Below are 24855 nucleotides of genomic sequence, written 5' to 3'. Positions count from 1 at the left end.
GGCACGTATGTGGCCACTCGGACACGTCGCCGTCGCCTACCTCTGTTATACGATCGCGACTCGAGCCCGGTTCGACGCGCCGCCAGCAGGCGTCCCGGCATTGGTGCTCGTCTTCGGGAGCCAGTTTCCCGACCTCGTTGACAAGCCGCTGGCGTGGTATCTCGGTGTCATTCCGACGGGGCGGACACTCGCTCACTCGTTGCTTGTGCTGGTCCCGCTCACGCTCGCCGTTCTCGCCCTCTCGAGTCACTACAACCGAAGCGAGTACGGGATCGCGTTCGCGATCGGCGCACTCTCGCACGTGCTCGTTGATGCCCTGCCAGCCCTCTGGGGACCAAACGAAAGCGCAACACACCTCCTCTGGCCGGTGGTTCCCGTCGAGGAGTACGAACAGGGGGCACCATCAATTCTCGCGCTCTTCCAGGAGTCGCTGGGCCAACCGTTTTTCCTCGCGGAGTTTGTCTTTGCTGCCGTTGCACTCGTGTGCTGGCATCGCCACGGCTATCCCGGCCTCAAGCCGATTCGAACCGTATTCGATCGCGTGTGGCCGACGCTGGGATGAGACGCCGCCAACACGAATCGCCTCTCGAGTCCGGAGTCGCGTCGAAAAACGAGTGCGTTACCTGATCTCTTTCCACTCCGCGTCACAGTCCGGACAGATACGGACGGTCTTGATCTGGTCCGGGTCGTTCTCGGTCTTTAACGGCTTGCCACACTCGGCACAGACGAGCCGATCGTACGTGTCTTTCTCGAGGTCGCCTTCGCGGAGTGCCTTCCGGACAGATTTCATGTTGACCCACTACGAACGTCGGGGAGAAAAAGACCGGTGCTTCATCTGAACCGTCCTATCATTCAGACACCAATAGCCAACAATCAAACACCGTCTCGATCGGTGACCGCTGACAGTCCATCTCGCCGGAGTCGTGGCCGTTTTATCGGTCCGGCCGAACACTCCACTGATGGAGTACGTACAGGAGCGGATCGCGACGCTCCACGATTTTGACGGGACGGCTGGTGAGCCAGCTGTCCCCACCACAGACGTGGTCGCCGAGACGACCGTCGTCGTGCCAATGGCTGGACGCGAACATGGGAGTCCCGCCGCCGAGCGCGTGCTCTCGGAACTCGAGACGCTCGATCCCGCCCCGGCCGCGGTCATCGTTCCGGTTCGAGCCGATGCCGACCGAATCGGCCCGTTTCGGGAGTGGCTCGAGTCGTTTGCCCTCCCGACGTGTGTCCTCTGGTGTAACGCACCCGCGGTCGAAGACCTCCTCACCAGCGCCGGCCTGGCAAACGGCTTCGGGAAGGGACGGGACGTCTGGCTCGCACTCGGACCCGCCGCCGCGGCCGGCGAGTACGTCGTCGTCCACGACGCTGACGCCCGGAGCTACGAGGCCGCACACGTAAATCGACTCCTCGCGCCGCTCTCGATGGGGTTTGCGTTCTCGAAGGGCTACTACGCCCGCATCGAAGACGAGCAGCTCTACGGGCGACTGTTCCGACTGTTTTATGCCCCACTCATCCGTGCGCTTGCAGCCGACTCCGACGCACCGATTCTCGACTACCTCGGCGCGTTCCGGTATGCACTGGCTGGCGAGTTCGCCGCCACTGCCGACCTCGCCCGACAGCTTCGGGCACCACGCGCCTGGGGTCTCGAGGTCGGAACCCTCGGCGACACCTTCGATTACGCCGGCTTCGAGGACTCCGCACAGGTCGATCTCGGTCGCCACGAACACGACCACCGTGCAGTCGACGGCGAGACCGGTCTCGAGGGGATGAGCCAGACAGTCGCCGGGGAACTGCTTCGCGTCGTCGAGGAACGGGGCGTCGACCTCGATTACACGACTCTCCAGGACCGCTACCGGACGGTCGGCAACCGCCTGATCGATCAGTATCGAGCCGACGCGGCCATCAACGGGCTCACGTACGAGCCAGCGGGCGAACGCGACCAGCTCGCCCGCTATGCCGACTCGATCGCACCACCCGGCCCCGACCGTCGGCTGCCGCGCTGGAGCGATGCACCCTTCGAGCCGGCCGACGTCCTCGAGGCGGCCTGTCTCGACTCGACCCAGGACAGCCGACCAGCCGTACTGGATGCCCTCGGTGCTGGCGCACAAGACTAATCTGACCACCCCCCGTTGTGACGAGTATGGACGCGACCGCCGACGAACTGGCAGGCGTGGTCGACCTCTTCGGCGGCTTGACACGGCCGGAGCTCGAGCGGGCGCTTTCCGAAGCCGCGTTCCGGGCTGACGGCCAATCAGTCGACGAGGGGGCTCTGGAGACGGCGATCGAGGACGCCCTCGAGTCGTTCTCCCTCGTCCGATACGACCGACCACGGGACGACGCTCAGCCGCTGCTGGTCGCGGGCCCGACGGCGTTTCCGACGGTCCCGTCTCACGCAGAGGACGTCCCGCACATCCTCGATATCGACCCGCGCGAGCCGGACCGCGACGCGCTCGGCGAGACGGCCCGCGAACGGTTCGTCGAGGAACTCGAGGCGGCCGTCGCTGCCGGTGACGCCGATCGAATCGATCACTTATTCGACGTCAGCTACGACCTCGAGGCGTGGGCACCGATCGACCTCGCGGCCGAACGGACCCGATTGGAGGCGGCGATAGCGTGAGCGCGTGGACTGATTGGCCGACCACAACGCGCCACCGGACGCCCAGACGGCCCGGTTCCGACATGACGACCGACAACCCGATCCCCAGCGTATGAGAGAGACGTGTGACTGTATGCCACAGACGACGATGACCCTCGAGCCAGTCGCGACACACACCCCACTCGAGATTGACGACCAGGAATACGATGCAGCCGTTCTCGCACCGATCATCGAGCGCGACGGCGAGGATCACCTGCTGTTTACCCGGCGAGCCGACCATCTCGGGGAGCATCCCGGTCAAATGAGTTTCCCCGGCGGTGGCACCGAAGCGATCGACGAGACCATCCTCGACACCGCGCTCCGGGAGGCATACGAAGAGATCGGCCTCGAGGCCCACGAAGCCGAGGTCGTCGGCCAACTCGACGACATTCGCACGATCACGGAGTACGCCGTCACGCCCTTCGTCGCCCGCGTTCCCGACCGGGAGTACGAACGCGACGCCGCCGAGGTCGCAGAGATCGTCGTCCTCCCGCTGTCGGGACTGCTCGACCCCGATAACTACGAGTACGAGCGCCGTGACCATCCCTACTATGGCGATATCGTTATTCACTACTTCCACGTCGATGGCTACACCGTCTGGGGGGCGACCGGCCGCATTCTCGTCCAGTTGCTCGAGTTGACGACATCGTTTGAGGCCCCAGAGCACGTCGAGCGCTCCGAGTACTAGCTCATCGCTTGCGGCCCGTCTCGAACTCGCCGACGACAGTGAGTGACGCATCCTCGAGGTCCGTCTCCGCGCGGTCTGCGTCACCGAAGCCGGCGCTGACGACGCGAGTGAGCGCTTCCTCGACAGTTTCGTCCAGTTCGGTAATCTCCGCCGCCGACACCTCGAGGACGAACCCCGTCGTGATGTTCGGCGATGTCGGCAAAAACAGCGTCACGCGACCGTCGTCCGTCATCCGTCCCGTTTTGAACGCGGTCATCCGAAACCCTTCCCACGTTTCGAGTTTGACCGGGGTCTGAAGGGTGCCCTCCGAACCGAACGTGGTCTCGGTGGCGGTTTTCGATGCGTTGTAGACCACGCGAACGCCGGGCACGCGGTTGGCCGCGTAGTCGACGACTGCCTCGAGCAGTTCGCCGGTCGTCGTCTCCGTAAACTGGCCGATACCGTACATCACGAGACCGACGGACCCGATGAACGTGATCACCCGCAGGAAACCGGCCAGTTGCTCGCGGGCGTATTCACTGACGCCGGGTAGTACGACCTCGAGTGTGTCGGCATTGAGGACGATCCCTGGAGTCACACTCGCGAGAAACGAGTAGAGCGCATAGAGGAGAACCAGCGTCACGAGGATCGGACCGATAACGACGAGTCCGCGCCCGAAATCTCCTTTCACCGAGCTCATGAGAGCTGCCTCACAGCCCGATACTGGGGACCCTCCTACGAGTAGATTGTGGACTCGAGCCCGCGAGTAGCGACGTCGCTACTCGCGGCTGCGTTTCGAACGGCGACTGTAACCACCCAGAGGTAAGTGGCCCCCGCACCCAGTAGCGCTCATGACGAGGACTGTCGTTTCCGTGCGTGACACGAGACAGCAGTGCCAATCGCAGGCCCGAACTGTGTCCGCTGGTGGTCGACGATGACCGATCCCGACGAACCCGAACTCGCCGTCGGCGCGGATGCGTTTGCCCGAGACGGCGCTGGCCTCGAGGTCGCCGTCGTCGGCGCGGGTGCCATCGGCGCGACGACGGCCTACGACCTCGCCTGCGAAGGGGCAGACGTAACGCTGTACGACAAGGGTGCGATCGCAAGCGGCGCGAGCGGTCAGGCCGCAGGCGTCTGTTACGACGCATTTGCGGACCCACTCGATGCCGAGCTCGGGGCTGACGCCATCGAACGGTTTCGCGCCCTTTCTGGCGATGATACCTTCCCGTTCGTCGAGTGTCCCTACGTCTGGTTCGCCCGTGAGGGAGAGCCGGACCGAGCCGATGCGATTCGAGACCAGATCGAGCGCATGCAGGACAACGGCACTATCGCCCTCGAAGCCGATGCTGACGCCCTCACAGACCGGTTCCCGTCGCTTCGAACCGATGACGTCGCCGTCGCCGGCATCGCTGGCGCGGCGGGCTACACCGACCCCGCGAAATACACGGCCTGTCTCGCCGCTGCGGCCGACGGAGCTGGTGCGACCCTCGAGCCACACACGGCCGTCGAACTCCGAACCAACCCTTCACGTGTCGTCGAATCGGACGGCACCGAACGCGCGGTCGACGCGGTGGTCGTCGCCGCCGGTGCACACACGAAGCAGCTTCTTGCCGATGCTGGCGTCCCAATCGCGATGAAACCGTACCGGGTGCAGGCGCTCATCGCGAGCGGGGCCGTCGACGAGCCGATGTGGTACGATGCGAGCGACGAGTGCTACCTGCGCCCGCATCCGGAGGGGGTGCTCGCAGGCGACGGCACCGAACACGTCGAGGCCGACCCCGACGAGTACGACCGCGAGGCCAACCCCGAGTTCGCCGCGGACCTACTCGAGCGGGTTCGCCATCGGCTGCCCGATGCCGACCTCGACCTCGAGCGAGCGTGGGCCGGGCTCTGTACGGCGACCCCGGATCGAGATCCGCTGGTCGGCGAGTTACGGCCAGGACTGTACGTCGCGACCGGCTTTCACGGACACGGCTTCATGCGGTCGCCGGCGATCGGTGCTCGACTCGCAGAAACCGTCCTCGGTGGGGACGGGATCGACGCGTTCGATCCGACCCGGTTCGATGGCGACGAGTCGTTCGAAATCATCGACGGGATGACAATCGAGTGAGAACGGCAGAAATCGGACGCGGTCGTCAGTCGTCGACCGTCAGTTCGTCCGTCCCGGCTGCGGAGTCGCCGTTGGTGGTGGCTTCGGGCTTGCTGTTCTCGACCGTGGCGTCTTTCGGAATGTCGATACGCAGCGTCCCGGTTTCGGTCAGCGTTGCCGTCCCCGCATCCGGATCGACGACCGCGTCGTCGGGGAGTTCGGCTTCGCCGTCGAGTTCCAGCCCGCGGCCGGGAAAGCGCATCTCGTAGCTGTCGCGAAACTGGCGAAACCGATTGAGTCGAATCTTGACGGTGCCCTCGAGATATCGGACTTGAACGTCGTCGGGTTCGACACCCGGGGCGTCGAAGACGACCTGGTAGGAGGTTTCGTTTTCCAGGATGTCGACGGGAAGCGAACGGTGTTCTTGGACCTGGCTGTGGGCGCGACCGATCTGTCGGTAGAGGGTATTACCGACCGACTTGCGGAGATCACTGAGACTCACGGGGATTCACCCCTGCTGACTGCGTGCGGGGCCAGATCGGGGACCGGGAGGTGCGTCGAAGGCATGGCTTGTCAGAGTGTTACATGATACGCATTCATATCTCTTTTGATAGAACAAAAGAAACGTCTGACGAGTTTTCCGTTCATGGTGCGGTGACGTTCGTACCGAGCTACAGTTCTACTTTCTCGAGACAGTCTGTCCCTCCACAGACAGGACAGGAGAGATCGATCACCTCGAGGTCGTCGGGCACGTCGTACGTGTAGTGGTTCTCGAACAGATCGAGAAAACAGTCCTCGGCAGTACAGACGATCTCTTCTGTCAGTGGCATACGCGCCAGTACGGGTACGGCGACCATCAACGTCGGGGTTTCGGCGGATCAGGCACGGTCGTCTGCGCTCGAGCGTGTAGTCACCGTTTTACCCCTCGAGGCGCTACCGGGAGCTATGACTGCCCCCGAGACGCTGTCGGTGACGATCGTCGACGGCTACGTCGACGAGCCTGCTCACTTCGGGGTGCCGCCGTACATCTCGACGTACCCGCGGTATACGGCCGGAGCCCTCGTCGATGCGGGTGTGCCACGCGAACAAATCACGTATCACACGATCGACCGGCTCCGGGACCAGCCCGACACGTGGCGCGACGTTGACGAGGCTGACCTCCTGATCTACCTCGGTGGGATGACCGTGCCCGGCAAGTACGTCGGCGGCACGCCCGCTGAACCCGACGAAGTGCGAAAACTCGCCTGGACCGCCACCGGCACGAGTCTGATGGGTGGCCCCGTCAAGTTCGGCGTCGGCGACGAAAACGCCGGCGCGACCGAGACCGAACGCCAGGATCTGGACTTCGATTTCGTCGCCAAAGGCGACGTCGAAGCCGCCGTCTACGACCTCGTCGACAACGGCCTCGAGGGCTTTTCCAACCGGATGCGTGACGTCGAGGACGTTTCCCGGTGGGCCCAGGAGGGTGCGTTCATCGTCGACCAACATCCCAACCACCCCGACCATCTCATCGCCGAACTCGAGACCTCCCGTGGCTGTGCGTATCGCTGTTCGTTCTGTACGGAACCACTCTACGGCAACCCCACGTTTCGGCCGCCGCCGTCGGTCGTCGGCGAGGTCGATGCGCTCTCCGATCACGGCGTGAAACACTTCCGGATCGGCCGACAGGCCGACATTCTCGCCTACGGCGGCGACGGCGAAGCCCCGAACCCCGACGCTCTCCGCCAACTCTACACCGGCATCCGCGAGGTCGCCCCAGACCTCGAGACCCTTCACCTGGACAATATGAATCCGATCACGGTTGTCAACTGGCCCGAGAAGAGTCGGGAGGGGATCCGGATCATCGCCAAATACAACACGCCCGGCGACACGGCCGCGTTCGGCCTCGAGTCGGCCGATCCCGTGGTTCAGGAGGAGAATAACCTGAACGTCAGCGCCGAGGAGTGCTTCGAAGCCGTGCGGATCGTCAACGAGGAAGCGGGCTGGCGTCCAGGGGAGGATCCAGCAGACGCGCCTACCTTCGGTGACGACGCGCCTCGGCGGCTCCCCAAGCTGCTCCCTGGCATCAATCTCCTGCACGGCCTCAAGGGCGAACGCGAGGAGACCTACGAGCGCAACCTCGAGTTCCTCCAGCGGGTCTACGACGAGGGGTACATGCTTCGCCGTATCAATATCCGACAGGTGATGGCGTTCGACGGCACCGACATGTCCGATACGGGTGCCGAGATCGCCAACGAGCACAAAAAGCTGTTCAAACGCTACAAACAGCAGGTCCGCGAGGAGATCGACAAGCCGATGCTCGAGCGCGTCGCACCGTCGGGAACCGTCCTTCCAGATGTCCACCTCGAGTACCACCAGGACGGCAAGACGTTCGGCCGCCAACTCGGCACCTATCCGTTGTTGGTCGGGATTCCGGGCGAACGCGAGCTGGGCCAGACGATCGACGTCGCCGTCGTCGACCACGGCTATCGCTCCGTCACCGGCGTGCCGTACCCGCTCGATCTCAACGACGCCTCGATGGACGAACTCACCGCGATCCCCGGCATCGGCGATCGGACCGCGGGCGATATCGTCGTCAACCGCCCCTACGACTCCGTCGCGGACGCCGGCCTCGAGACCGAGTTCGATCTCGCACAGTTTATGACGACGCGCGTGCTCGAGCACGCCGACTGACGGGAACTCACGTCGCTCAGTCTCGAATCACTAGTGTCTTCTGTGAAAATAACGATTTGTAGTCGGTAGTTCTATTATGGAGGCCCGTCAGAGGTGAGACTGAGGGTCTACCTGTGGAAATATCTGAAAAACTCCTGTGTCTGTTCAGTACGGAGGTCTCGGCAGAGGAGGACCGATACGTTATCGAAGTACCACGCCAAGAAGTCGAAACTGGGGATATCGACCCGGAAGAAGTCTACCGTGTCGCACTCATCTCCCGCGACGAGTCAACTGATACCGAAACACCGACGGCACAGCCACAGAGCGCACCGTCGGAACCACAACCGCCAGTCGATGTCGGCGAGACACGCTATGTCGAAATCGAAGACATCGGCAAACAGGGCGACGGCATTGCCCGTGTCGAACGCGGCTACGTCATCATCGTTCCCGGTGCCGACGTCGGCGAGCGCGTCAAGATCGAAGTCACTGAAGTCAAATCGAATTTCGCCGTCGGCGAAATTATCGAAGAGACGTTCTAGGGAACGACCGTTTTGACGGGCCATCGGCTGCCATCACAGTCGGCGGTCGGCGGCATCGATTCCGCGTCTGCCGCGGAGCGCTCGCTGTGCCGGTCTAGAACTGCGTAAGCGACCCGTCTCTGCGTGTGTCACAATCTGACTCACTGACACGAACTCCCGTCCGGCAGTGCCGGTGCACCTCATCTCACCGCGACCGACTGGCGAGTCTCCCGGTCCATCGGACAGCAGTCCGTATGAGACACTGTCCCGACAGCAGAATTATAAGCGACCAAGAAAGAGCCTTTAAGGAATGCGTCGCTCAATCGTCGTCACGGCGGTCCTCGTCATCCTCGCGTTTCTCTTCGTCGGCGGTCCGTCACTCTTGTTTTCGCCGTCAACGGCCGATATTGCTCCCGAAAAAGCCGATGCGTCGGATCCGGAGATCGTCACTCCGGACGGGAGCGAGAGCGGATTTTGGCCGTATCTCAACGCCCGCGAGGCTCACGAGAAGCGGAGTCCGCTAAACGTCATTGTTCGGAGCGATGCCGAGACAGTCGTCCGGCAACTGCAAGAACACGGTGACAAAGAGTGGAAAGAGACCGATCACGATCATTTCGATGCTGAGGAACTCGTGAATTCGACGACCAACGGAAGCGATGACGAGGACGATATCGTCGGCGGGGATCTCGCCTCCGAAGACACGGAAACGGAACAGTTCCTCTCCCCGACCGAAGTGCCGTGGTCGACGGCCGACGGCGCGACCCGGCTTGCCTACCTCGATCCAGGAAACGGTGACGACGCCTACTGGACGACCGAAACCCTCCAACTGGAGGACGGAGAGTACTACGGCTACCGGTACCACATCCGGCTGTACGAGAGTCCGAACCCGGACGATCAGTGGGTCGTGATGCAGACCCACTCGGAGCATTTCGATTGGTTCACCCTTCGACACCGCGTCGACGGCGTCGAACAGGCCCAGTACCGCCTCGAGAAGGACCTCATGTCGATCCCTGCAGTCGACGAACGCGAAGACGTGACGCGGGTCAATCTCGGGAACAGCGGGCCCTCCGATGCCAACGGCTGGGCGACGAACGTCGACCTCGTGAGTGCAGCCCTCCTGTTCACGCTCGGCCTTGCGACCCGTCGTGACCGATTGCTCGAGCCAGCCAAGTCGGAACTCGATGAGCGGCTCACCGAGACCGATCGAACGCGCATCGAAGCTGCTACTGACCGGATCGAAGCCGGTCACCTCGTTCTCGTTGGGACGGTCATCACGATCATTCTCGGGGTTCGGGTCATGGGGGTGGCCCTCGATCGTCACGCGGGAGTCCTGTCGGTCCACATGATTGCGGCACTGCTGTATCCGTTCATCGCGCTCGGGTTGCCGATTTCGACGTATCTGATCGCTCGCGGGCTCACCAGTCGACTCGACGCCGCAGTCGTCGCGTCGGGTTCGCTTGCCGTGGCGATCTGGCTCGACTACGGCTTCGTCAATCTGCATTCGCTCCCGATCGATGTCGTGGTCCAGCGAATGCTGGTGGTGGTCGCGCTCGGATTGATCGCCGGCGGGGCAGCCAAACGCGCGACCCGGAACTCACCGCTCAACGACCTGTTGCTCGCCGGCATCGCGCTGTGGGTGATCGTCCTCGTAGGAACGCTGTTCGGCTATCTGTAGTCGGGAGCATAACGACCCCTACGCCGTCGGAATCGTCGCCTGAAACCGCTCGAGATCGTCGTGAAAACAGTCACCGACGACGATCGCGTCCGCGCCGGCTGCAAGAATCTCGCGTGCCTTCTCGCGGCTGTCGATTCCGCCGCCGTACAGCAGCGTCGTCTCCTCGAGCACGCGAGCGGCGGCGTCGACGTCTTCTGAGCCGCCGTAGCGCCCGGTGTACTCGACATAAAAGATCGGAAAGTCGTACAACGTCTCCGTCGCGAGCGCCGCACCGGCGACCTGGTCAGGGGTGTACGCTGTGTCGACACCTGACGTGGCCGCGGCCGCCGACTCGAGATGCTGGATCACGTATCCCACACCGAGGATGGGCGTCTCGAGGAGTGCGGTTGTCAACTCGCTGGCCGCCGACGCCCCGTTACGGCCGAGCTCGGTGAAGATATCGACGTGTTTGCCCACAAAATGGTCGCGGTCGCCGTTGTAGACTGCCGGCACCACGATCGCGTCGACGGCGTCGACTGTCGCACGAGAGACGTGGGCTGGACTGGAGGGCTCCTGAAGAACGGGTGTCGCCGGGATCGCGCGCCTGATCGCTTGGATCGCTTCGAGTGCGTTGGCCGCGGTGACGCCATCGGAGCCACCAACGACCACCAGATCGGTTCCCTCGAGGACGTCAAGATCCGCCGGTAATGCCTTTGCGGGATCGACTTTCGTGATGTGTGTGATCTCGCCCCAATCGATAGCCATACTGGGCTTTCGACGAGCCAGCCCAATTTCCTGTCGGTTCCACCGATTCGTGGCCTGAAATCGCTTACTCCTCGATCGGCGTCCCGTCGAGCCCCTTCGCACCTTCAGAGTCGTGGACGACGACCTCGCCGGGCCCCGGCGTGGCGGGCTCGTAGCCGTCCCGGACGGCGATCGCTTCCTCGAGTTCGCGGACGGCGCGTTCTTTGAGCGCGCCGGCGAGTTCCTCGGCGTCCTCGCGGGAGATCTCCCGTCCCAGTCCCTCACACTCGTGGGCGCGGAGAGTGCCTTCTTCGTCGCCGGTATCCCGTTGTGCCGGGAGCGCAACGCTGTCGACAGCCTCGCCCATCGGCTGGCTGGTTCCCGCGAGTGCGACGCTGAACGGGTAGGTTTGACAGATTAGCGGACGGTCGTCGTGGGCGACACAGCCACCGACACCGTCGGCTTCCTCATAAAAGACACAGTCGCCACAGCTGTCGGTCTGGAGCGCCCACTCGAACGTCTCACCCTCGAGGTCGCCGTCGTCGGTTTCGGAGAGGCCATAGGGCATCGGGCGAGCGACATCTCGCCAGTCGTACTCGCCGTCGTACGTATCGCTCGCCTCGAGATCCCGAATCTCGTCGGGAAAGACGGTCGCCGTATGGTCGTCCTCGGCTTCGCCCGTACAGCACGCGCCACAGCGGGTACATTCGAAGCCGATCGACTCGATGGCGTCGGCGAGATCGGCGATCGACAGCTGGCGCGCCGTGTCGAGTTCGGCCTCGAGTGATTGCACACCCGGAGCTAGCCCCCAATGGGGAAAAATCAGTCGCTCGCGGTCACCCGGCTGCCGTCCCACGCGAGACGTCCCTCGACGGCGAGTTTCTCGAGGTGCGCGACGACTGTCGCCTGCGCGAGGTCGCGTACGCCCGTGAGGTCTTTCTCGTAGGCTCCCTCGAGGATCTCCTCACGCGTTCTCGCCCCGTTTTCGACCGCCTCGAGGATGCGTCGTTCCCGGCGTCGTCGGTGGGCGAGGAGTCGCTCGAGGGTTTCCCGTGGCGTCTCGATTTCGGGGCCGTGGCCGGGCCACAGCCTCGGCGGGTCGATCGCCCGGAGTCGCCGCAGGCTCGTCACATACGCTCGCATATCGCCCTCTGGCGCGCCGACGACGACGCTGCCTTCGCGGACGGCACAGTCACCACAAAGAATCGGACCGTCACGGCCGGCCTCGATGGCAACGTGATCGGGGGCGTGGCCGGGTGTCTCGAGGATGCGAACACGGTCGTCGCCGAGTGGAATCGTCGTCTCCGGCGTGAACGTCCGATCGGGCTCGGACCCGACCACGTCCCGGAAGCGGTCAGTTCGACCGTATCGTGCCCAGACGGTTGCGTTCGTGTCGGCGGCGTATGCGGTGACAGCGCCGACGTGGTCGGGATGGGTGTGTGTAACGAGGATGTGTGCGACAGAGCGGTTCCGGACCAGTCGGTCGAGGTCGTCGGTTCGTGCCGCCGGATCGACGAGAATCGCCGGATCGGAGCCAAGCAGGTAGGCGTTGGTCGTCCCGGTCGGCACACGCGTCGTGACTGGGACCGAACACCGAGTGACGTCCATCAATCGACGTATGCCGTCGAACGCACGTCAGTGACGCGGTTTCGATCGATCGGTCACTATCCGATCACGCGACACGTCAAACGGAATCTCGCCGGTCAAAAACGAGCGTCGAAGCAGGCTCGAGACTGCAAGTCCACCCCCACTCCACGCGTGGACCTGGTTGCTGGACGGGACCGCTGTCCCGTTCAGTGGTTGAGGTAGTAAACCTGTTTGCGCGCATCGCGGAAGCTGTACCGGGAGCCGATCAGGTCGACGTCCTCGAGGCGGTTGAGCGCGTAGCGAACGGTCCGGTCGGGCAGCAGCGATTCCTCGGCGAGTTGGCCCTGAGAAAGCGGTGAATCGGTTTCGAGGACCTTTGCAACGAGTTTCGCGCTCGGTGGCAGTTCACGAAGTCGGTCGCGGTATTCGTCTTCTGAAAGGGGTTCCTCGCCAGCAACGCCATGGTCCTCAGCTGTCGTCGTGCTCATACCTACCTCACCGGAATCGCCAATGGTAAAGCTTCCCTATATGTGGATACGAACAGTCCAGTTTGTATAAGGGACCTTCATGGGGTATTAATACAGATCGCCGAATTACTGCTTCGTCGTTCGGTTGCGTTTATATACGATCGTTCGATGCGACCACTGCTGTCCGATCGACTGTCAACGTTTTCCGTTGTGGCTGGCGTTGATATATTGCAACACCTGATACTCCCCCTCTGGTGGATCGGGTTGCCGATAGACTCCAGTATCGTTTTATCCTCCCGCTGCTGTAGTTTCGCCCAGTGTGAAAGGACAGGACTGGTACCAAGCCGACGACGTCGCCGAGGAATACGACGACAAGCGGTTCTCCCGCGGTGGCCAGCTGATCGACCGCCGGGAAAAAACGGCTGTCCTCGAGGCTATCATGCCCGTCGAGGACCGGAACATCCTCGAGATCGCCTGTGGTACCGGGCGATTTACGGTGATGCTTGCCGAGCAGGGTGCTGACGTCGTCGGACTCGATATTTCAGCGGCGATGTTACAACAGGGTCGCAACAAGGCACAGAACAAGACACTCGAGGGAACGCTCGAGTTCCTCCGTGGTGATGCGGGACGACTGCCGTTCCCCGACGATCACTTCGATACCGTCATCGCGATGCGGTTTTTCCACCTCGCGGACGATCCGGAGGCATTTCTCGAGGAGATGCGCCGGGTGTCTCGAGACCAGATCGTCTTTGATACGTTCAATCGGTTCAGCGCCCGCAGCATCTACAACTGGGCACTGCCGATGGGGTCGCGACTCTACTCAAAGAGCGAAGTGAGTGTCTTGCTTGCCAAGACGAATCTGACGCTGATCGACGTCGAGGACGATTTCATCGCACCGTATGGGCTCTACCGGGCGATCCCGAACGAACTCGCCTCACCGATCCGAGCGGTCGATAAGGCGATCGGCACGCTCCCGGTTAGCGATCACCTGGCGTCGGTGTCCTACTGGAACACGCGAGTTCGCTGACGACCGACAGTCACACGTCCTGCGAACGTCATGATCGGCCTGTCGAGGGGACCGTCGTGTACCACTGTGGTGTCGTCGGTCAGATCGTTGCCATGAGGAGCCGTCGGCACAGTCATCTCGCAGCGACGAACTCCCCTAATTTTACTATCACGGGATTCTATCACGGAGTATGGAGCTCTCGGTAGTGGTATCGACGCTCAACGACCGGGAGCAGTTACTATCGTCTCTCGACGCCCTCGCAGACCGGACGCCGCCGTCGACGGAACTGATCGTCGTCAACGGCCCCTCTTCGGACGGGACGACTGGTGTCGTCCGCGAACGCACCGACGTCGACGTGCTCGTCGAAATCTCCGAACGGAATTCGAACGTCTCGCGCAACGCCGGACTTCGGGCTGCGACGGGTGACATCGTCGCCTTCCTCGACGGCGGGTACGCGATTGAACACAGCTGGTACGACGCCATCGAGCGATCGATCACCGATGGCATCGACGTGGTTACCGGCCCGGTGACCGGTGGCGAGACCGACCGTGATCTCCGGACGCCACGAACCATCGCCGGCCGCAGCGTGGTCCACTTCGACGGCGACAACGTTGCGTTCGATCGGACCGTCCTCGAGGCACTGGACGGGTTCGACGAGTATCTCGAGGTCGGCGGCGAGCGGGACTGTGCCCATCGTATGGCTGGACTCGGATTCGACACCGACTGGGACGCAGACATGGCCGCTAGATGTGAGGTCGGGACCGACGGCGGCCAGAACGATCGTGACTGGGGGATGGCGTATCGATCGCTGTCCTATCGCCTCGCGAAAAACTACGGCCCGCGACCCACCGTCCTCGCACGGACGATTGGTAGCGCCCTTCGAGACGGTGCGTCGGGTGTTCGTGGTGTTCTCGCCGGCAACGAGACGCCGACGGGCTGGCTCTCCGACGGGACTGACGTCGTCACGAACGCCGCGTGTGGCCTCCGAGACGGGCTTTACGCTCGCTATACCGACCGCTCGAGTCAGCGCAATCCGAACGGACTGTCGGCCCGACACGACCGTGCGGTTCGCGTCTACGATCGGCGGTAGGCCTTACTCGCCGCGAAACGTCGGCTCTCGATTCTCGAGGCGCGCCTCGAACCCCTCACGGTAGTCGCGGGTGTCGTCGAGTTCGTAGCCCAGTTGTCGTTCGTAGTCCAGTCCCTGCTCGAGAGGCATCTCGAGGGCTGCGTTGAGTGCTTGCTTGGCGTTTCGAAGGCCCAGCGGAGCGTTCTCACAGAGCCTGTCGGCGAAGGCTTTCGTTCGCTCGTCGACGGCGTCAGTGTCGACGACCTCGTGGACAAGACCCATGTCGGCGGCGGCTTCGGGATCGACGAACTCGCCCATGAGGACGAGCTCTTTCGCCTTCGACAGCCCGATCAACCGAGGCAGACGTTGCGTGCCACCGCCGTGTGGGAAGGTGCCGAGTGTGGTCTCGAGCAGCCCGTATTTGGCCTCGCGGCCGATTACCCGGAAGTCACAGGGGAGCGTCAGTTCGAACGCGCCTGCGGGTGCGGCTCGCTTGATCCCGGCGACGACCGGCTGGCGGGTCTCCTCGATAGTCTCGAGAAGGCGCGGGAACACATCCCGATCGATTTCGGAGTCGGGTTCGACTCGATCGCGCATCATGGTGAGGTCCATGCCCGCAGAAAAGACCGGTCCCTCGCCGAGCAGTGTCACCGCCCGAATATCCTCGTTAGCGTCGACCCGTTCGAAGGCCGCGATCAGGTCGTTCATCAGGGGAACGGTCATCGCGTTTCGCTTGTCGGGCCGGGACAGATAGACGTCCGCTCGCCGGTCGTGCCAGTCGATCGCTGCACGTCCTGTGCCAATCGATTTCATACCAACGAGAACCAGTCCCACCACTGTAAGGTTCTGGGAACGAGAACCGACCCTCGAGACGGAGCGCTCAACTCTCGAGGACTTCGTAGGACACGTCGGCATCGCGCAGCGTGTCGGTGACGCGGCCGACCTCGTTGGTCGTCGCAACTGCCGTTACCTCGAGGCCCCGTTCGGCCCCTTCGGCAGCGACGTCACCGGTGGCGAACGTCACGGCCGGTTCGGTGCCGGCCTCTCGACAGGCGACGACGGCTTCGACGCCGGCTGCGACGACTAAATCGCTATCAGCGCAGCGGTCGGCGACGAGGTCCGAATCGATCGCTCGACTGCCGCCGGAGCGGACCGAGGGGACCTGCAGGACGGTGACGGAGCCGGGCTCTAAGTCCATGACGCCCTCGAAGCTCGTGACGCCGACGTCGGTACCAGCCTCGGCGTCGGTCGTTGCGACACCGGTCGCCGGCCCCTTGCTGTGGGGACTCGCGTGGAGTAAGCCGTTTTTCACCGAGAGCGTGACGGTGTCGCCTTCGTCGATGTCGTCGGTTGCAATATAGGCTGCCTCGCTCATCGCACCCAGAATGTCCCCGGTGACGTGGTCGGCGAACCGCCGGACGTCGTCGGCGGTCCGGAAGAGCCAGTCGACACCTTCGTTCGTGACGCGATACCGCGAGCGACCTTCCTTTTCGACGAGTCCGTCGTCGACGAGTTCGCGGATGTACTCGCTGACGGCTTGGCTCGTCACGCCGACTTCCTCGGCGATCTCACCCTGGCTGACGGCCGGCTGGCGCTCGGCGATCTGGACGAGAATCCGAAAGCGCGTCGCGGCTCGCTTGTTATCGAGGACGTCGACCATACGTCTACTCTTTTCCGACCGCGGCAAAAAGGTACACGGTCGGCGACGCTGGCCCGACCCCGACTCGTTTCCGTTTCTCGCCCGTTTGCTCGGTCAGACAGAAGGCGTCAAGTTGATAGCGAACGCGTCCTTCATTCTTTCACGAATATGCCGTCTCTACCTGCTGGGATCGACACGGTGTCGGTCGTCGGCCTCGAGCGTGCAGGCGCGACCGCACTGACACCGTCGATTCTCGGCTCGATCCAACTGACAGACCTGTTAGCATGGATCTCGATCGCGGCGTTTTTCCTGGCATTGGTCCTCCGGTGGCAGGGCGCACTCGAGCCGGCACGGTCTCTCGCGACGGGTGCGTGGATCGCGTTCGGGAGTTTCTGGGTGACGATGGTGCCCTACTACTACTATGAGGTCCAGAGCCCCTTGCAAACCCTGCTGGCGCTCGTTGCGCTGCCGCTGTGTGCCTACACCGGCTATCTCCTGTGGGGCGGCCGTGACTCCCTGTTCTTGCTCACCAAAGCCATCGCGTTGATGGGGTTGATTTACCTCCCGGTCGAGACGATTCCCGTCGTCCGGACGTGGCTGATCGAGACGACCGCGGCCCAGACCCACTACGGGATGGAGGTGCTGGGTCACAGCCCCGGCCTCGTCGAGGGGAGCAACGGCTACCAGAGCAAGTTCGACTTCGATCCCGAGGAGACGGTGACGGGACGGACGACCTACATCATCCTCGCCTGTACTGGCATCGGGAGCATGGCCATCTTCGGCGGCCTGATCGCTGCCGTGAAGGCCCCGTTCAAGCGGAAGGCTACGGCCTTCGCGCTGGCAATCGGCGTTATCTGGTTTCTCAATCTCGTTCGGAACGTCTTCATCGGCCTGGCCTCCCCGTGGGGCTGGTTCCAGCAGGATTGGCTTGTGTCGATCATGACCACGTACATGGGTGCCGAAGCGAACCGCGTCTCCTTCCTCGTCGCCCACAACTACATCGCCCAGTCGCTGTCGGTCGTCGCCCTCGTCGGGATTACCTACCTCGTGGTCAAGATCGTTCCGGAGATCCTCAAGCCGTTAGAGGACGTCCTCTTCATTTTCACCGGCAACGAGTACGACCTCTTCGACGCGCTCGGCAAAGAACACGTCCGCGCTGACGGCGGTCCGGACCACGACGAGTAAGCTGTGACTCCCGCCGTCGACCTCCCCGTCTTGCCGGTCGAACGCGCACTCTTCGTCCCTGCAGCCGACGCTCTCGTCGTCGCCGACGTCCACCTCGGCCGTGGGGCCGACTCGAGCGTCGACGCACCCATCGACGACGGCGGGGACGTCCGCGACCGCCTCGAGTCACTCCTCGCTCGCACCGACCCGGCGACGGTCGTCGTTGCCGGCGATCTGTTACACGCCTTCGATGGGATTCCTCGCGGCCTCGAACGCGATCTGACCGCCCTCGAGGAGTGTGTCGCCGACGCCGATGCATCGCTCGTCGTCACGCCCGGGAACCACGACACGATGCTCGAGACGGTGTTCGACGGGCCCACGCCGATCGAGTATCGGCTTGCGGACGGCGAGACGGTCGTCTGTCACGGTCACGAACCTCCACAAACGGACGCGACGCGGTACGTCATCGGCCACGACCATCCCGCACTTTCCGTCGACGGGCGCAAACGGCCCTGTTTTCTGTACGGGCCGACCGTCTACGAGGGTGCCGACGTGACCGTCTGTCCCGCGTTCTCGCCGCTTGCGGCCGGTGTGACCGTCAACGGGATGCGGACTCGAGCGTTCCAGTCGCCGCTGATCACCGACGTGGATGCGTTTCAGCCGGGCGTCTGGGACGACTCGAGCGAGGAACTGCTGTGGTTTCCGCCGCTGGGAGAGTGTCGGCGACTGCTGTAGCGGCCGTGCTGGCGCGATACCGGAACGAGCGTTTCATACGGATTCCTGTAAGTCATTTCCGGTGCACCCGCGACCGCCCTGCGGTCGCACCGGTACATCGTTACAGCAGACCGTATCACTCCCCGTCCCAGTAATCGACGTCGCCGTCGATGGGATAATACCCGTGGAGTGATCGGTCATCTCGACCGCCAGGCGGTGCGCCGACAAACACGCCCAGTTTCTCCGAATCGGGGTAGACCGTGACGTCTGGGTCGTTCATCGTCGAGACCACGAGATAGCGAAGCGGCGTTTCCGAGTCGTTGATCACTTTGTGGCCGCCCGTCTCGTCGGCCGGAAAGGAAACGTAGTCGCCGTCGGTAAGCGGATAGGTTTCATCGGCCAGCCGAAGCGTCCCCGTGCCGGCGAGTACGTACATCGCTTCCTCGTTCGCCGTGTGGTAGTGATACGGCCACGATTCGTGTCCTGCCGGGAGTTCATAGAGGCTACAGCCCAGTTGCTCACCGTCCGTCTGCTCACCCAACTGCTTTCGTCGAACGTTCATTTCGTCGTGTTCCAGCTCCGTCCACTCGAGGTCAGCCTCGTTTACGACACCCATGGTGATTCTTCTCAACCAACGACCATATTAGTTGGTCTGATAACGCTGGGTCCCAGCTTGGGTCGTACTACGAAACGTCCTCGAGCACCGCTTGTGCTGCGTCTTGCCCGCTTGCCATCGCGCCCTGAATCGACGACCAGCGGGTGTAGTCGCCGGCCAGGTAGACGTTCCCTGCTGGCTCCCGCGTCTCGGGGAGCCGGTCGTGAATCCCTGGCGGCTGGTCGAACTGAGCGAACTCGATTCGATCGGTTCGCAGCGTCTCGAGGCCCTCGAAGCGCTGGTCGGGATACCACGTCTCGAGCGCCAGTCGTGTCCGGTCGGCCAGCTCCGACTCGCTGTGGTCGGGCTCGCCGAGGTAGGTCGCGCTGATCAGCGTCGTGTCGTCGGGAGCGTACTCCGGGACGACTGCGCTGTAGGGAACGATGTGGTTCGGCGCGTCGTCGTCGACCGCATTGAGTAGCAGTCGCTTGCCCGTCTCGAGGTCCACCTCGTCCGGCAGCGCGTAGTACTGTGTCACGCAGGCTCGCGCGTCGGTCGGGATCGACTCAAGGTCGGTGAGCTCGCGCGCCGTCGGCGGGTCGGTCGCGACGACGACCGCGTCGGCCTCGACTGTCTCCCCATCGGCCGTCGTCATCATCGCCGAGTTGTCCGCACTCGAGACAGCTTCGACCTCGATCCCGGCCTCAAGTCGCCCGCCGGCGTCTCGGACGCGGTCTGCAAGCTGGGCCGGAATCGCGCCCATGCCCGCGGCCGGGACCGCGGCCCCACCCGCCGCGAGGGTCCGGAACGTATACTCGAAGACGCGACTCGAGGTCGACAGCGACCGGTCGAGGGTGATCCCGCCGTAGAACGGGGCGATGAAGCGCTCGATGAACCCGTCGGAAAACCCTCGCCCGCGAAGGTAGCGTTCGATCGACGCGTCCGCTCTGTACTCGCCGTCGAAAAACGCGTCCGGGTCGGTTCGGCGTAGTTCCCACCAGAGGCGGGCGACGCGGAGCCGATCGGCCATCGTCACGTCGCTATTGCCCAGCGTTTTCGGGAGCAGCCCGGGCTTCTGGCGCGGGTCGGCAAGCACCGTGCGGTGGTCCGTTCCGACGATGGTCGCTCCCGACGTGAATCGGCGCAGGTCGAGGGCCTCAAGGTCCAGTTCACGCTGGACCGCGGGATAGGCTGGAAAGAGGACCTGAAACCCGCGGTCGAACCGATACCCGTCCTGTTCGTGCGTTCGAACACGACCACCGACGGTGTCACGACGTTCGAGCAACGCTACATCAACACCGCGGTCGGCAAGCCGGCGTGTCGCAACCAGCCCGGCGAGCCCACCACCAACAACGACGACCTGTGGAGTCGACTGCATGCTCGAACGGTGGACAGGAACGCACAAAGGCGTAGGGCCAAACGGAGACTGGCGGTTTCCGATCTCAGGTGCCGACCTCGAGCCGCCGAACGACGGGCTGTCAGAGGCCCGCGAGCAGTCTCAGAGCGACTCCAAGAAGAATCACGAGAACCCCAAGAATCGTCGCAACTGGTGGGATTGGAACGAACAGTAACACGATACCGGCGAGGATCACGATCGTCGAGATTTTGACCATACAACAGTGTCGGGATGACGAGAGGTAGCGTTGTGGCCAGCATTGACAGCGTCACAAAAAACCCAACTCGAGACACGTTCGACTGGTTGCCGAGGCCGGTACGGCTTTAATGATCGCAACGGCGCTATGTTCTATGGGAGCGACTGACAATACCGGACAGCCGGAGTTTCAACCCGTCTTCGAGAACCGCGTCCGCTTCGCCGAAACCGACCAGCAGGGGATCGTCTTCTATGGCGAGTACTTTACGTTTCAGGACGAAGCCGTCTCTCAACTGTTCCGAGATATCGGTTACGACTACGATCGGATGCACGAGAACGGCTGGCAGGTTCACGTCGCCAACACGGAACTGAACTACCGAAGCGCGGCCGAGTTCGGCGACGTCATCGTCAACGAACTCCGCGTCGCCGAGATCGGCACGGCGAGTTTCACCGTCGAGTACCGGGCGAAACGAGCGGCCGACGGCCAACTGCTCGTCGACGGGAGCGTTACGCAAGTGGCCGTCGACCTCGAGACCGAATCGCCGACCCGCATCCCCGACGCGTTCCGGGAGGGTGTCGCAGCGTTTCAGGGTGGCCTTCCCGACAGCTGAGGCCGCGGAATAAAAACAACACGGCACAATCCGTCTCGAAGTCCTGAAAAACCCGTTCGGTCCGCTTAGTGCACGCCGACGTACGCCTCGCGAACGTACTCGTTGTCGTGGAACTCCTCGGATGTCCCCTCGAGTTCGAGCTCGCCGGTTTCGATCAGCGAGAGCCGTTCGGCGTGGCGCAAGGCGAACGTGGAGTTCTGTTCGGCCAGCAGGATCGTCAGCCCCTCATCCTGGAGCCGTTCGATCGCCGCGCTGATGTCCTGAATGATGACCGGCGCGAGGCCGATCGTCGGCTCGTCGAGCATCAGCATGTCGGGATCGCTCATCAGCGCGCGGCCGATGGCGAGCATCTGCTGTTCGCCGCCGCTCATGGTCTCGGCTTCCTGCTCGCGACGTTCATCCAGCCGCGGGAACAGGTCGTACACCATCTCGAGGTCGTCCTCAACCGCACTGCGGTCGTTGCGGAACTGCGCCCCCATCAGCAGGTTCTCGTGGACCGAAAAAAACGGGAACAGATCCCGATCTTCGGTGCAGTACACCAGTCCGTCTCGGACGATCTGCTGTGAGGAGACCGCGGCCAGATCGGTGCCGTCGTAGGTAATCTGTCCCTCGTAGTCGACGAAGCCGGCGATCGCGTTCAGCATGGTCGTCTTGCCGGCCCCGTTGGGGCCGATGACGCCGTAGATTTCGCCTTCCTCGACCGATAGCGAGATGCCTTTCAGCGCGTGGGATTTGCCATACCGGACGTGGACGTCCTGGAGTTCGAGGTGTGCCATCTACGCTTCCTCCGCGGTTCCGAGGTACGCTTTTTGCACGCGCGGGTCTTCTGTGACCTGTGTCGGTGTGCCTTCCATGAGTTTGTCGCCGTTGTTGAGGACGACTGCCCGGTCGACCAACTCCATCAGCCCACCCATATTGTGGTCGACGATGACAATCGTCATGCCGTTCTCGCGGAACCGTTCGAACGTCGCCGCAAGTTCGGTGATTTCAGCCTGATTCATTCCGGCGAAGGGCTCGTCGAGCAACAACAGCTCCGGCTCGGTCGCGAGCGCTTTCGCGATCTCGAGCCGGCGGATGTCGGCGTGTGGGAGTTCGTCCGGCATCTCCTCGAGTTTATCCTCGATGTCGACACGGGCCGCGTACTCGTAGATCTCGGCGTCGCTTGCACCGCCGCCGAACGAGACGATGCTGTTGGGCAGGGTAAACAGCTGAATGTTGCCCCCGACGGGCATCGACTCGATCGGGTTCGATTCCTGTGAGACGCGCGAGACACCGCTGTTGACCACCTCGTGTGTTCGGTGGTCGGTGATGTCGGTCCCGTCGAAGGTGATCGATCCCTCGGTGACGTCGTAGATGCTCATGATGCAGTTGAACACCGTCGACTTGCCCGAGCCGTTCGGCCCGATCAGGCCGACGATCTCGCCGCGGTCGACCTCGAAGGAGACATCGTTGACTGCGAGGAGTCCGCCGAAGCGCTTCGTGACGCTGTCGATCTCGAGCACGCTCATGTCCGCCCCCTTCCATAGCGCTCGAGGCCGTGCCAGAGCTTTCGGAACAGGCCATCGCGGACGAACACCAACACGGCCAACACGAGTGCCCAGAAGATCGTCCACCGGGCTGGCGACGAGAGGTTGGCGAGGTCGGTGAGGATGTAGTCTCGCAACACAATAAGGAAGAATGCGCCGCCGAGCGGGCCGAGGATCGAACTCATCCCGCCGAGGACGGCCATCGCGATCATCTCGATACTGCGGTCGACGGCAATGAACGTCGTCGGGTCGACACCGCCGGTGAAGTGAACCAGCAAGACGCCACCGATCCCCATCGGAATCGAACTCAGCGCGAACGAAAAGATTTTGAATTTCGTCGCATCGATGCCGGCCGCGTTGACTGCGGCTTCGTTCTCACGGATCGAGACGAGAATCAAGCCGATGTTCGAGCGAGCGATGAACGTGAGCGCGACCGCGACCACGAGCATCGGCACGATCATGTAGTAGTATCGGGCAATCGGGTCGTAGGTGAAGACCTCGACGGACTGGATCCCCGTTTCACCGCCGGTGTAGGCACTGAACGAGGGGATCAGCCGATAGAAGATCAACACGGCAACGAACGTGATCAACGAGAAGTACGGCCCGGAGAGTCGAAGCGATGGCAGGGCGATGAGCAGCCCCACTACGAGTGCGGCCAGAATCGACACCGGAATCGTGACCGCCATCGACAGTCCCGGATCGACGTTGTGAATCAACATCGCCGTCGTGTACGCTGCTGCCCCGGAGAGCACCGAGTGACCGAAGCTGATGTAGCCGGTGTAGCCGCTCTGGATGTCCCAGCTCATCGCGAAGATTGCCCAGATCGCTGCGACGGTCATCGCTCTGACGAGCCCGAAGGTTCCCCAAAATGGGGCCGTCAACACGGCGGCGAGCGAGCCGAAGACGAGCACGAACTGCAGCCCGTTGAGCTCTCCGACGTAGTCACCAAAGAGCCGATTGAAGCCGTCCGCAAGCGGCTGGAGTGACTGATCGAGACGGCCCGTCACCGTACTGAGGCGATCCGTTGCGCTACTCATGGACGAGCTCCCTCCCGTAGAGACCGTGTGGTAAAACGAGCAAGACGGCGGCGAGGACGATCAGCGATAAGACTCCCTGAAAGCTCGGGCCGAGGATCTCGATCGATGCCGTCTCGAGGTAGCCGATCAGGTACGCGGCGACGACCGAACCCTTGATGCTGCCGATGCCGCCGATCACGACGATGATGAACGCGAGTGCCAGCGGATTGAGCCACATCTCGGGGGTCGTCGACTGCAACGTCCCAATAAAGACGCCTGCGATCCCGGCGAACGCGCCAGCGATCAGCCAGGTTCGGGATTTGACCGTCTCGAGGTCGACGCCGGTGAGTTCCGCCCCGCGCGTGCTCATCGACGTGGCGAGGATCGACCGCCCTTCGTCGGTTTTGGTCACGTAGTACCAGAGCAGGCCGATCGCGATCCACGAGACGACGAACGCGACCAGTTCCACGTACCGGATCCGGGTGCCGACGGCCTCGAGGGTGATCGAGCCGGACACGATCGGAACCAGCTGTGATGGGGAGGCCCCAAAGCGGATGATGATTACCTCGGTCAGCAAGAGCGCGACGACGACCGTCGCGAGAAACGTGATCACGATGTTGTCTTCGATGTACGAGACCAGCCCCGCATACAGCACGTACGACGCCCCAGCCGTAATCGCGACCGCGAGGACGAAGCCGACGACCGGCGGCAGCGAGAGCATCCCGGCAGTCGATGTGAGTGCGAGGTAGGCGAAGGCACCGACCATGATCAATGCACCGTGGGCGAGGTTCAACACGCCGCCGACGCCGAAGATCATGGTAAAACCGATGGCAATCAGCGCGTAGACGGCGCTGATCATGGCTCCTAACACCAGTATCGAGAGTAATTGTCCTATCATTCGTTCC

General features: G+C 63.0%; 30 protein-coding genes. 13 read left to right on the top strand and 17 right to left on the bottom strand.

All coding sequences use genetic code 11. The features are described 5' to 3' along the window. Positions 1 to 7 precede the first annotated feature (7 nt). Entirely contained in the window at positions 8 to 562 is a 555-nt protein-coding gene (locus tag BW940_RS13455; protein ID WP_076609732.1) for a metal-dependent hydrolase, read from the top strand. A gap of 57 nt (positions 563 to 619) precedes the next feature. On the opposite strand, the gene BW940_RS21845 is transcribed toward BW940_RS13455, so the two are convergent. Beyond that, on the bottom strand, positions 620 to 790 hold the full coding sequence (locus tag BW940_RS21845; RefSeq protein WP_006067948.1) for an HVO_0758 family zinc finger protein: 171 nt from the start codon (positions 788 to 790) through the stop codon (positions 620 to 622). A gap of 169 nt (positions 791 to 959) precedes the next feature. Between BW940_RS21845 and BW940_RS13450 the strand changes: the two genes are divergently transcribed. The 3 genes from BW940_RS13450 (at position 960) to BW940_RS13440 (ending at position 3329) form a co-directional block, all read left to right on the top strand. Then, positions 960 to 2120 carry a glycosyltransferase family protein gene (locus tag BW940_RS13450; RefSeq protein ID WP_076609731.1) on the top strand — a complete coding sequence of 387 codons (1161 nt, stop codon included), beginning with the start codon at positions 960 to 962 and terminating at the stop codon, positions 2118 to 2120. Between the two features lie 26 nt (positions 2121 to 2146). After that, on the top strand, positions 2147 to 2623 hold the full coding sequence (locus BW940_RS13445; protein WP_076609730.1) for a DUF7109 family protein: 477 nt from the start codon (positions 2147 to 2149) through the stop codon (positions 2621 to 2623). Positions 2624 to 2735: 112 nt separating this feature from the next. Beyond that, a complete protein-coding gene (locus BW940_RS13440; protein ID WP_076609756.1) occupies positions 2736 to 3329 on the top strand; it encodes an NUDIX hydrolase in 594 nt (197 codons plus the stop codon). A gap of 1 nt (position 3330) precedes the next feature. On the opposite strand, the gene BW940_RS13435 is transcribed toward BW940_RS13440, so the two are convergent. After that, the gene (locus BW940_RS13435) at positions 3331 to 4008 is read right to left on the bottom strand and encodes a DUF502 domain-containing protein (protein ID WP_076609729.1); all 678 of its coding nucleotides are present in this window, start codon (positions 4006 to 4008) and stop codon (positions 3331 to 3333) included. A gap of 234 nt (positions 4009 to 4242) precedes the next feature. Here BW940_RS13435 and BW940_RS13430 point away from each other — a divergent pair, with 234 nt between their 5' ends. After that, entirely contained in the window at positions 4243 to 5418 is a 1176-nt protein-coding gene (locus tag BW940_RS13430; protein WP_076609728.1) for an NAD(P)/FAD-dependent oxidoreductase, read from the top strand. Positions 5419 to 5443: 25 nt separating this feature from the next. On the opposite strand, the gene BW940_RS13425 is transcribed toward BW940_RS13430, so the two are convergent. Continuing rightward, positions 5444 to 5899, bottom strand: a complete 456-nt coding sequence (locus tag BW940_RS13425) for an Hsp20/alpha crystallin family protein (protein ID WP_076609727.1) — start codon at positions 5897 to 5899, stop codon at positions 5444 to 5446. Between the two features lie 169 nt (positions 5900 to 6068). Next, positions 6069 to 6227 (bottom strand): DUF7559 family protein, encoded by a 159-nt coding sequence (locus BW940_RS21840; protein ID WP_173834892.1) that lies wholly within the window; start codon positions 6225 to 6227, stop codon positions 6069 to 6071. A gap of 115 nt (positions 6228 to 6342) precedes the next feature. Here BW940_RS21840 and BW940_RS13415 point away from each other — a divergent pair, with 115 nt between their 5' ends. The 3 genes from BW940_RS13415 to BW940_RS13405 all read left to right on the top strand — a co-directional run bounded on the left by BW940_RS13415 (position 6343) and on the right by BW940_RS13405 (position 10242). After that, positions 6343 to 8070 (top strand): radical SAM protein, encoded by a 1728-nt coding sequence (locus BW940_RS13415; protein ID WP_076609725.1) that lies wholly within the window; start codon positions 6343 to 6345, stop codon positions 8068 to 8070. Between the two features lie 113 nt (positions 8071 to 8183). Continuing rightward, entirely contained in the window at positions 8184 to 8588 is a 405-nt protein-coding gene (locus tag BW940_RS13410) for a TRAM domain-containing protein (protein ID WP_076609724.1), read from the top strand. Between the two features lie 289 nt (positions 8589 to 8877). Beyond that, the gene (locus BW940_RS13405) at positions 8878 to 10242 is read left to right on the top strand and encodes a hypothetical protein (RefSeq protein WP_076609723.1); all 1365 of its coding nucleotides are present in this window, start codon (positions 8878 to 8880) and stop codon (positions 10240 to 10242) included. A gap of 18 nt (positions 10243 to 10260) precedes the next feature. Here the strand turns inward: BW940_RS13405 and BW940_RS13400 are convergent, their stop codons facing one another. From BW940_RS13400 to BW940_RS13385, 4 genes are all read right to left on the bottom strand, one after another. Beyond that, complete coding sequence (locus tag BW940_RS13400) at positions 10261 to 10986, bottom strand: geranylgeranylglyceryl/heptaprenylglyceryl phosphate synthase (RefSeq protein WP_076609722.1); 726 nt, start codon at positions 10984 to 10986, stop codon at positions 10261 to 10263. A gap of 64 nt (positions 10987 to 11050) precedes the next feature. Next, positions 11051 to 11758 (bottom strand): YkgJ family cysteine cluster protein, encoded by a 708-nt coding sequence (locus tag BW940_RS13395; RefSeq protein ID WP_076609721.1) that lies wholly within the window; start codon positions 11756 to 11758, stop codon positions 11051 to 11053. A gap of 29 nt (positions 11759 to 11787) precedes the next feature. Further along, positions 11788 to 12573 carry an MBL fold metallo-hydrolase gene (locus tag BW940_RS13390; RefSeq protein ID WP_076609720.1) on the bottom strand — a complete coding sequence of 262 codons (786 nt, stop codon included), beginning with the start codon at positions 12571 to 12573 and terminating at the stop codon, positions 11788 to 11790. Between the two features lie 185 nt (positions 12574 to 12758). After that, positions 12759 to 13040 carry a helix-turn-helix domain-containing protein gene (locus BW940_RS13385; RefSeq protein WP_076609719.1) on the bottom strand — a complete coding sequence of 94 codons (282 nt, stop codon included), beginning with the start codon at positions 13038 to 13040 and terminating at the stop codon, positions 12759 to 12761. Positions 13041 to 13338: 298 nt separating this feature from the next. On the opposite strand from BW940_RS13385, the gene BW940_RS13380 reads away from it, so the two are divergent. Together BW940_RS13380 and BW940_RS13375 are read left to right on the top strand one after the other, a co-directional pair. After that, entirely contained in the window at positions 13339 to 14046 is a 708-nt protein-coding gene (locus BW940_RS13380; RefSeq protein WP_076609718.1) for a class I SAM-dependent methyltransferase, read from the top strand. A 169-nt stretch (positions 14047 to 14215) separates the two neighbouring features. Further along, positions 14216 to 15115: a glycosyltransferase family 2 protein gene (locus tag BW940_RS13375; RefSeq protein WP_076609717.1), complete on the top strand. Its 900-nt coding sequence runs from the start codon at positions 14216 to 14218 to the stop codon at positions 15113 to 15115. Positions 15116 to 15118: 3 nt separating this feature from the next. Here BW940_RS13375 and BW940_RS13370 read toward each other — a convergent pair whose 3' ends face one another. Both BW940_RS13370 and BW940_RS13365 read right to left on the bottom strand, forming a co-directional pair. After that, positions 15119 to 15907 carry an enoyl-CoA hydratase/isomerase family protein gene (locus BW940_RS13370; RefSeq protein ID WP_076609716.1) on the bottom strand — a complete coding sequence of 263 codons (789 nt, stop codon included), beginning with the start codon at positions 15905 to 15907 and terminating at the stop codon, positions 15119 to 15121. A 67-nt stretch (positions 15908 to 15974) separates the two neighbouring features. Then, on the bottom strand, positions 15975 to 16754 hold the full coding sequence (locus BW940_RS13365) for a DUF7839 domain-containing protein (protein ID WP_076609715.1): 780 nt from the start codon (positions 16752 to 16754) through the stop codon (positions 15975 to 15977). 147 nt (positions 16755 to 16901) lie between these two features. Here BW940_RS13365 and artA point away from each other — a divergent pair, with 147 nt between their 5' ends. Then, on the top strand, positions 16902 to 17918 hold the full coding sequence (gene artA, locus BW940_RS13360; protein WP_076609714.1) for an archaeosortase A: 1017 nt from the start codon (positions 16902 to 16904) through the stop codon (positions 17916 to 17918). A 3-nt stretch (positions 17919 to 17921) separates the two neighbouring features. Continuing rightward, positions 17922 to 18632: a metallophosphoesterase gene (locus tag BW940_RS13355; RefSeq protein WP_076609713.1), complete on the top strand. Its 711-nt coding sequence runs from the start codon at positions 17922 to 17924 to the stop codon at positions 18630 to 18632. A 115-nt stretch (positions 18633 to 18747) separates the two neighbouring features. Here BW940_RS13355 and BW940_RS13350 read toward each other — a convergent pair whose 3' ends face one another. The 3 genes from BW940_RS13350 to BW940_RS22110 form a co-directional block, all read right to left on the bottom strand. Then, positions 18748 to 19227, bottom strand: a complete 480-nt coding sequence (locus tag BW940_RS13350) for a cupin domain-containing protein (RefSeq protein ID WP_076609712.1) — start codon at positions 19225 to 19227, stop codon at positions 18748 to 18750. Positions 19228 to 19294: 67 nt separating this feature from the next. Next, positions 19295 to 20584: an NAD(P)/FAD-dependent oxidoreductase gene (locus tag BW940_RS13345; protein WP_076609711.1), complete on the bottom strand. Its 1290-nt coding sequence runs from the start codon at positions 20582 to 20584 to the stop codon at positions 19295 to 19297. 100 nt (positions 20585 to 20684) lie between these two features. Next, positions 20685 to 20819, bottom strand: coding sequence for a transporter (locus BW940_RS22110; protein ID WP_076609710.1), 135 nt, complete (start codon positions 20817 to 20819; stop codon positions 20685 to 20687). A gap of 133 nt (positions 20820 to 20952) precedes the next feature. Here BW940_RS22110 and BW940_RS13335 point away from each other — a divergent pair, with 133 nt between their 5' ends. After that, positions 20953 to 21408, top strand: coding sequence for an acyl-CoA thioesterase (locus BW940_RS13335; RefSeq protein WP_076609709.1), 456 nt, complete (start codon positions 20953 to 20955; stop codon positions 21406 to 21408). Between the two features lie 65 nt (positions 21409 to 21473). Here BW940_RS13335 and BW940_RS13330 read toward each other — a convergent pair whose 3' ends face one another. From BW940_RS13330 to BW940_RS13315, 4 genes are read right to left on the bottom strand one after another with little or no spacing between them, the layout of a single operon-like run. Next, positions 21474 to 22184 carry an ABC transporter ATP-binding protein gene (locus tag BW940_RS13330; protein WP_076609708.1) on the bottom strand — a complete coding sequence of 237 codons (711 nt, stop codon included), beginning with the start codon at positions 22182 to 22184 and terminating at the stop codon, positions 21474 to 21476. Next, entirely contained in the window at positions 22185 to 22916 is a 732-nt protein-coding gene (locus BW940_RS13325) for an ABC transporter ATP-binding protein (protein WP_076609707.1), read from the bottom strand. Then, positions 22913 to 23971, bottom strand: coding sequence for a branched-chain amino acid ABC transporter permease (locus BW940_RS13320; protein WP_076609706.1), 1059 nt, complete (start codon positions 23969 to 23971; stop codon positions 22913 to 22915). The genes BW940_RS13325 and BW940_RS13320 overlap by 4 nt, the downstream gene beginning before the upstream one ends. Next, entirely contained in the window at positions 23964 to 24848 is an 885-nt protein-coding gene (locus BW940_RS13315; RefSeq protein WP_076609705.1) for a branched-chain amino acid ABC transporter permease, read from the bottom strand. Before BW940_RS13315 ends, BW940_RS13320 begins: the two co-directional genes overlap by 8 nt. Positions 24849 to 24855: the final 7 nt, after the last annotated feature.

Origin of the sequence: Natronorubrum thiooxidans, from assembly GCF_900156475.1 — an archaeon.
Lineage (GTDB): Archaea > Halobacteriota > Halobacteria > Halobacteriales > Natrialbaceae > Natronorubrum > Natronorubrum thiooxidans.
The sequence above is the reverse complement of the archived record's forward strand: the minus strand, read 5'-3'. Positions and strand labels throughout refer to the sequence as shown.

What these genes read in the sequence shown, in the direction of transcription:
- BW940_RS13350 (WP_076609712.1), bottom strand. Translation starts at nt 19,227, where the DNA reads ATGGGTGTCGTAAACGAGGCTGACCTCGAGTGGACGGAGCTGGAACAC.
- BW940_RS21840 (WP_173834892.1), bottom strand. Translation starts at nt 6,227, where the DNA reads ATGCCACTGACAGAAGAGATCGTCTGTACTGCCGAGGACTGTTTTCTC.
- BW940_RS13370 (WP_076609716.1), bottom strand. Translation starts at nt 15,907, where the DNA reads ATGAAATCGATTGGCACAGGACGTGCAGCGATCGACTGGCACGACCGG.
- BW940_RS13330 (WP_076609708.1), bottom strand. Translation starts at nt 22,184, where the DNA reads ATGGCACACCTCGAACTCCAGGACGTCCACGTCCGGTATGGCAAATCC.
- artA (WP_076609714.1), top strand. Translation starts at nt 16,902, where the DNA reads ATGCCGTCTCTACCTGCTGGGATCGACACGGTGTCGGTCGTCGGCCTC.
- BW940_RS13325 (WP_076609707.1), bottom strand. Translation starts at nt 22,916, where the DNA reads ATGAGCGTGCTCGAGATCGACAGCGTCACGAAGCGCTTCGGCGGACTC.
- BW940_RS13365 (WP_076609715.1), bottom strand. Translation starts at nt 16,754, where the DNA reads ATGGTCGACGTCCTCGATAACAAGCGAGCCGCGACGCGCTTTCGGATT.
- BW940_RS13455 (WP_076609732.1), top strand. Translation starts at nt 8, where the DNA reads ATGTGGCCACTCGGACACGTCGCCGTCGCCTACCTCTGTTATACGATC.
- BW940_RS13435 (WP_076609729.1), bottom strand. Translation starts at nt 4,008, where the DNA reads ATGAGCTCGGTGAAAGGAGATTTCGGGCGCGGACTCGTCGTTATCGGT.
- BW940_RS13375 (WP_076609717.1), top strand. Translation starts at nt 14,216, where the DNA reads ATGGAGCTCTCGGTAGTGGTATCGACGCTCAACGACCGGGAGCAGTTA.
- BW940_RS13335 (WP_076609709.1), top strand. Translation starts at nt 20,953, where the DNA reads ATGGGAGCGACTGACAATACCGGACAGCCGGAGTTTCAACCCGTCTTC.
- BW940_RS13315 (WP_076609705.1), bottom strand. Translation starts at nt 24,848, where the DNA reads ATGATAGGACAATTACTCTCGATACTGGTGTTAGGAGCCATGATCAGC.
- BW940_RS13450 (WP_076609731.1), top strand. Translation starts at nt 960, where the DNA reads ATGGAGTACGTACAGGAGCGGATCGCGACGCTCCACGATTTTGACGGG.
- BW940_RS13430 (WP_076609728.1), top strand. Translation starts at nt 4,243, where the DNA reads ATGACCGATCCCGACGAACCCGAACTCGCCGTCGGCGCGGATGCGTTT.
- BW940_RS13445 (WP_076609730.1), top strand. Translation starts at nt 2,147, where the DNA reads ATGGACGCGACCGCCGACGAACTGGCAGGCGTGGTCGACCTCTTCGGC.
- BW940_RS13390 (WP_076609720.1), bottom strand. Translation starts at nt 12,573, where the DNA reads ATGGACGTCACTCGGTGTTCGGTCCCAGTCACGACGCGTGTGCCGACC.
- BW940_RS13320 (WP_076609706.1), bottom strand. Translation starts at nt 23,971, where the DNA reads ATGAGTAGCGCAACGGATCGCCTCAGTACGGTGACGGGCCGTCTCGAT.
- BW940_RS13440 (WP_076609756.1), top strand. Translation starts at nt 2,736, where the DNA reads ATGCCACAGACGACGATGACCCTCGAGCCAGTCGCGACACACACCCCA.
- BW940_RS13385 (WP_076609719.1), bottom strand. Translation starts at nt 13,040, where the DNA reads ATGAGCACGACGACAGCTGAGGACCATGGCGTTGCTGGCGAGGAACCC.
- BW940_RS13400 (WP_076609722.1), bottom strand. Translation starts at nt 10,986, where the DNA reads ATGGCTATCGATTGGGGCGAGATCACACACATCACGAAAGTCGATCCC.
- BW940_RS13345 (WP_076609711.1), bottom strand. Translation starts at nt 20,584, where the DNA reads ATGCAGTCGACTCCACAGGTCGTCGTTGTTGGTGGTGGGCTCGCCGGG.
- BW940_RS13405 (WP_076609723.1), top strand. Translation starts at nt 8,878, where the DNA reads ATGCGTCGCTCAATCGTCGTCACGGCGGTCCTCGTCATCCTCGCGTTT.
- BW940_RS21845 (WP_006067948.1), bottom strand. Translation starts at nt 790, where the DNA reads ATGAAATCTGTCCGGAAGGCACTCCGCGAAGGCGACCTCGAGAAAGAC.
- BW940_RS22110 (WP_076609710.1), bottom strand. Translation starts at nt 20,819, where the DNA reads ATGGTCAAAATCTCGACGATCGTGATCCTCGCCGGTATCGTGTTACTG.
- BW940_RS13415 (WP_076609725.1), top strand. Translation starts at nt 6,343, where the DNA reads ATGACTGCCCCCGAGACGCTGTCGGTGACGATCGTCGACGGCTACGTC.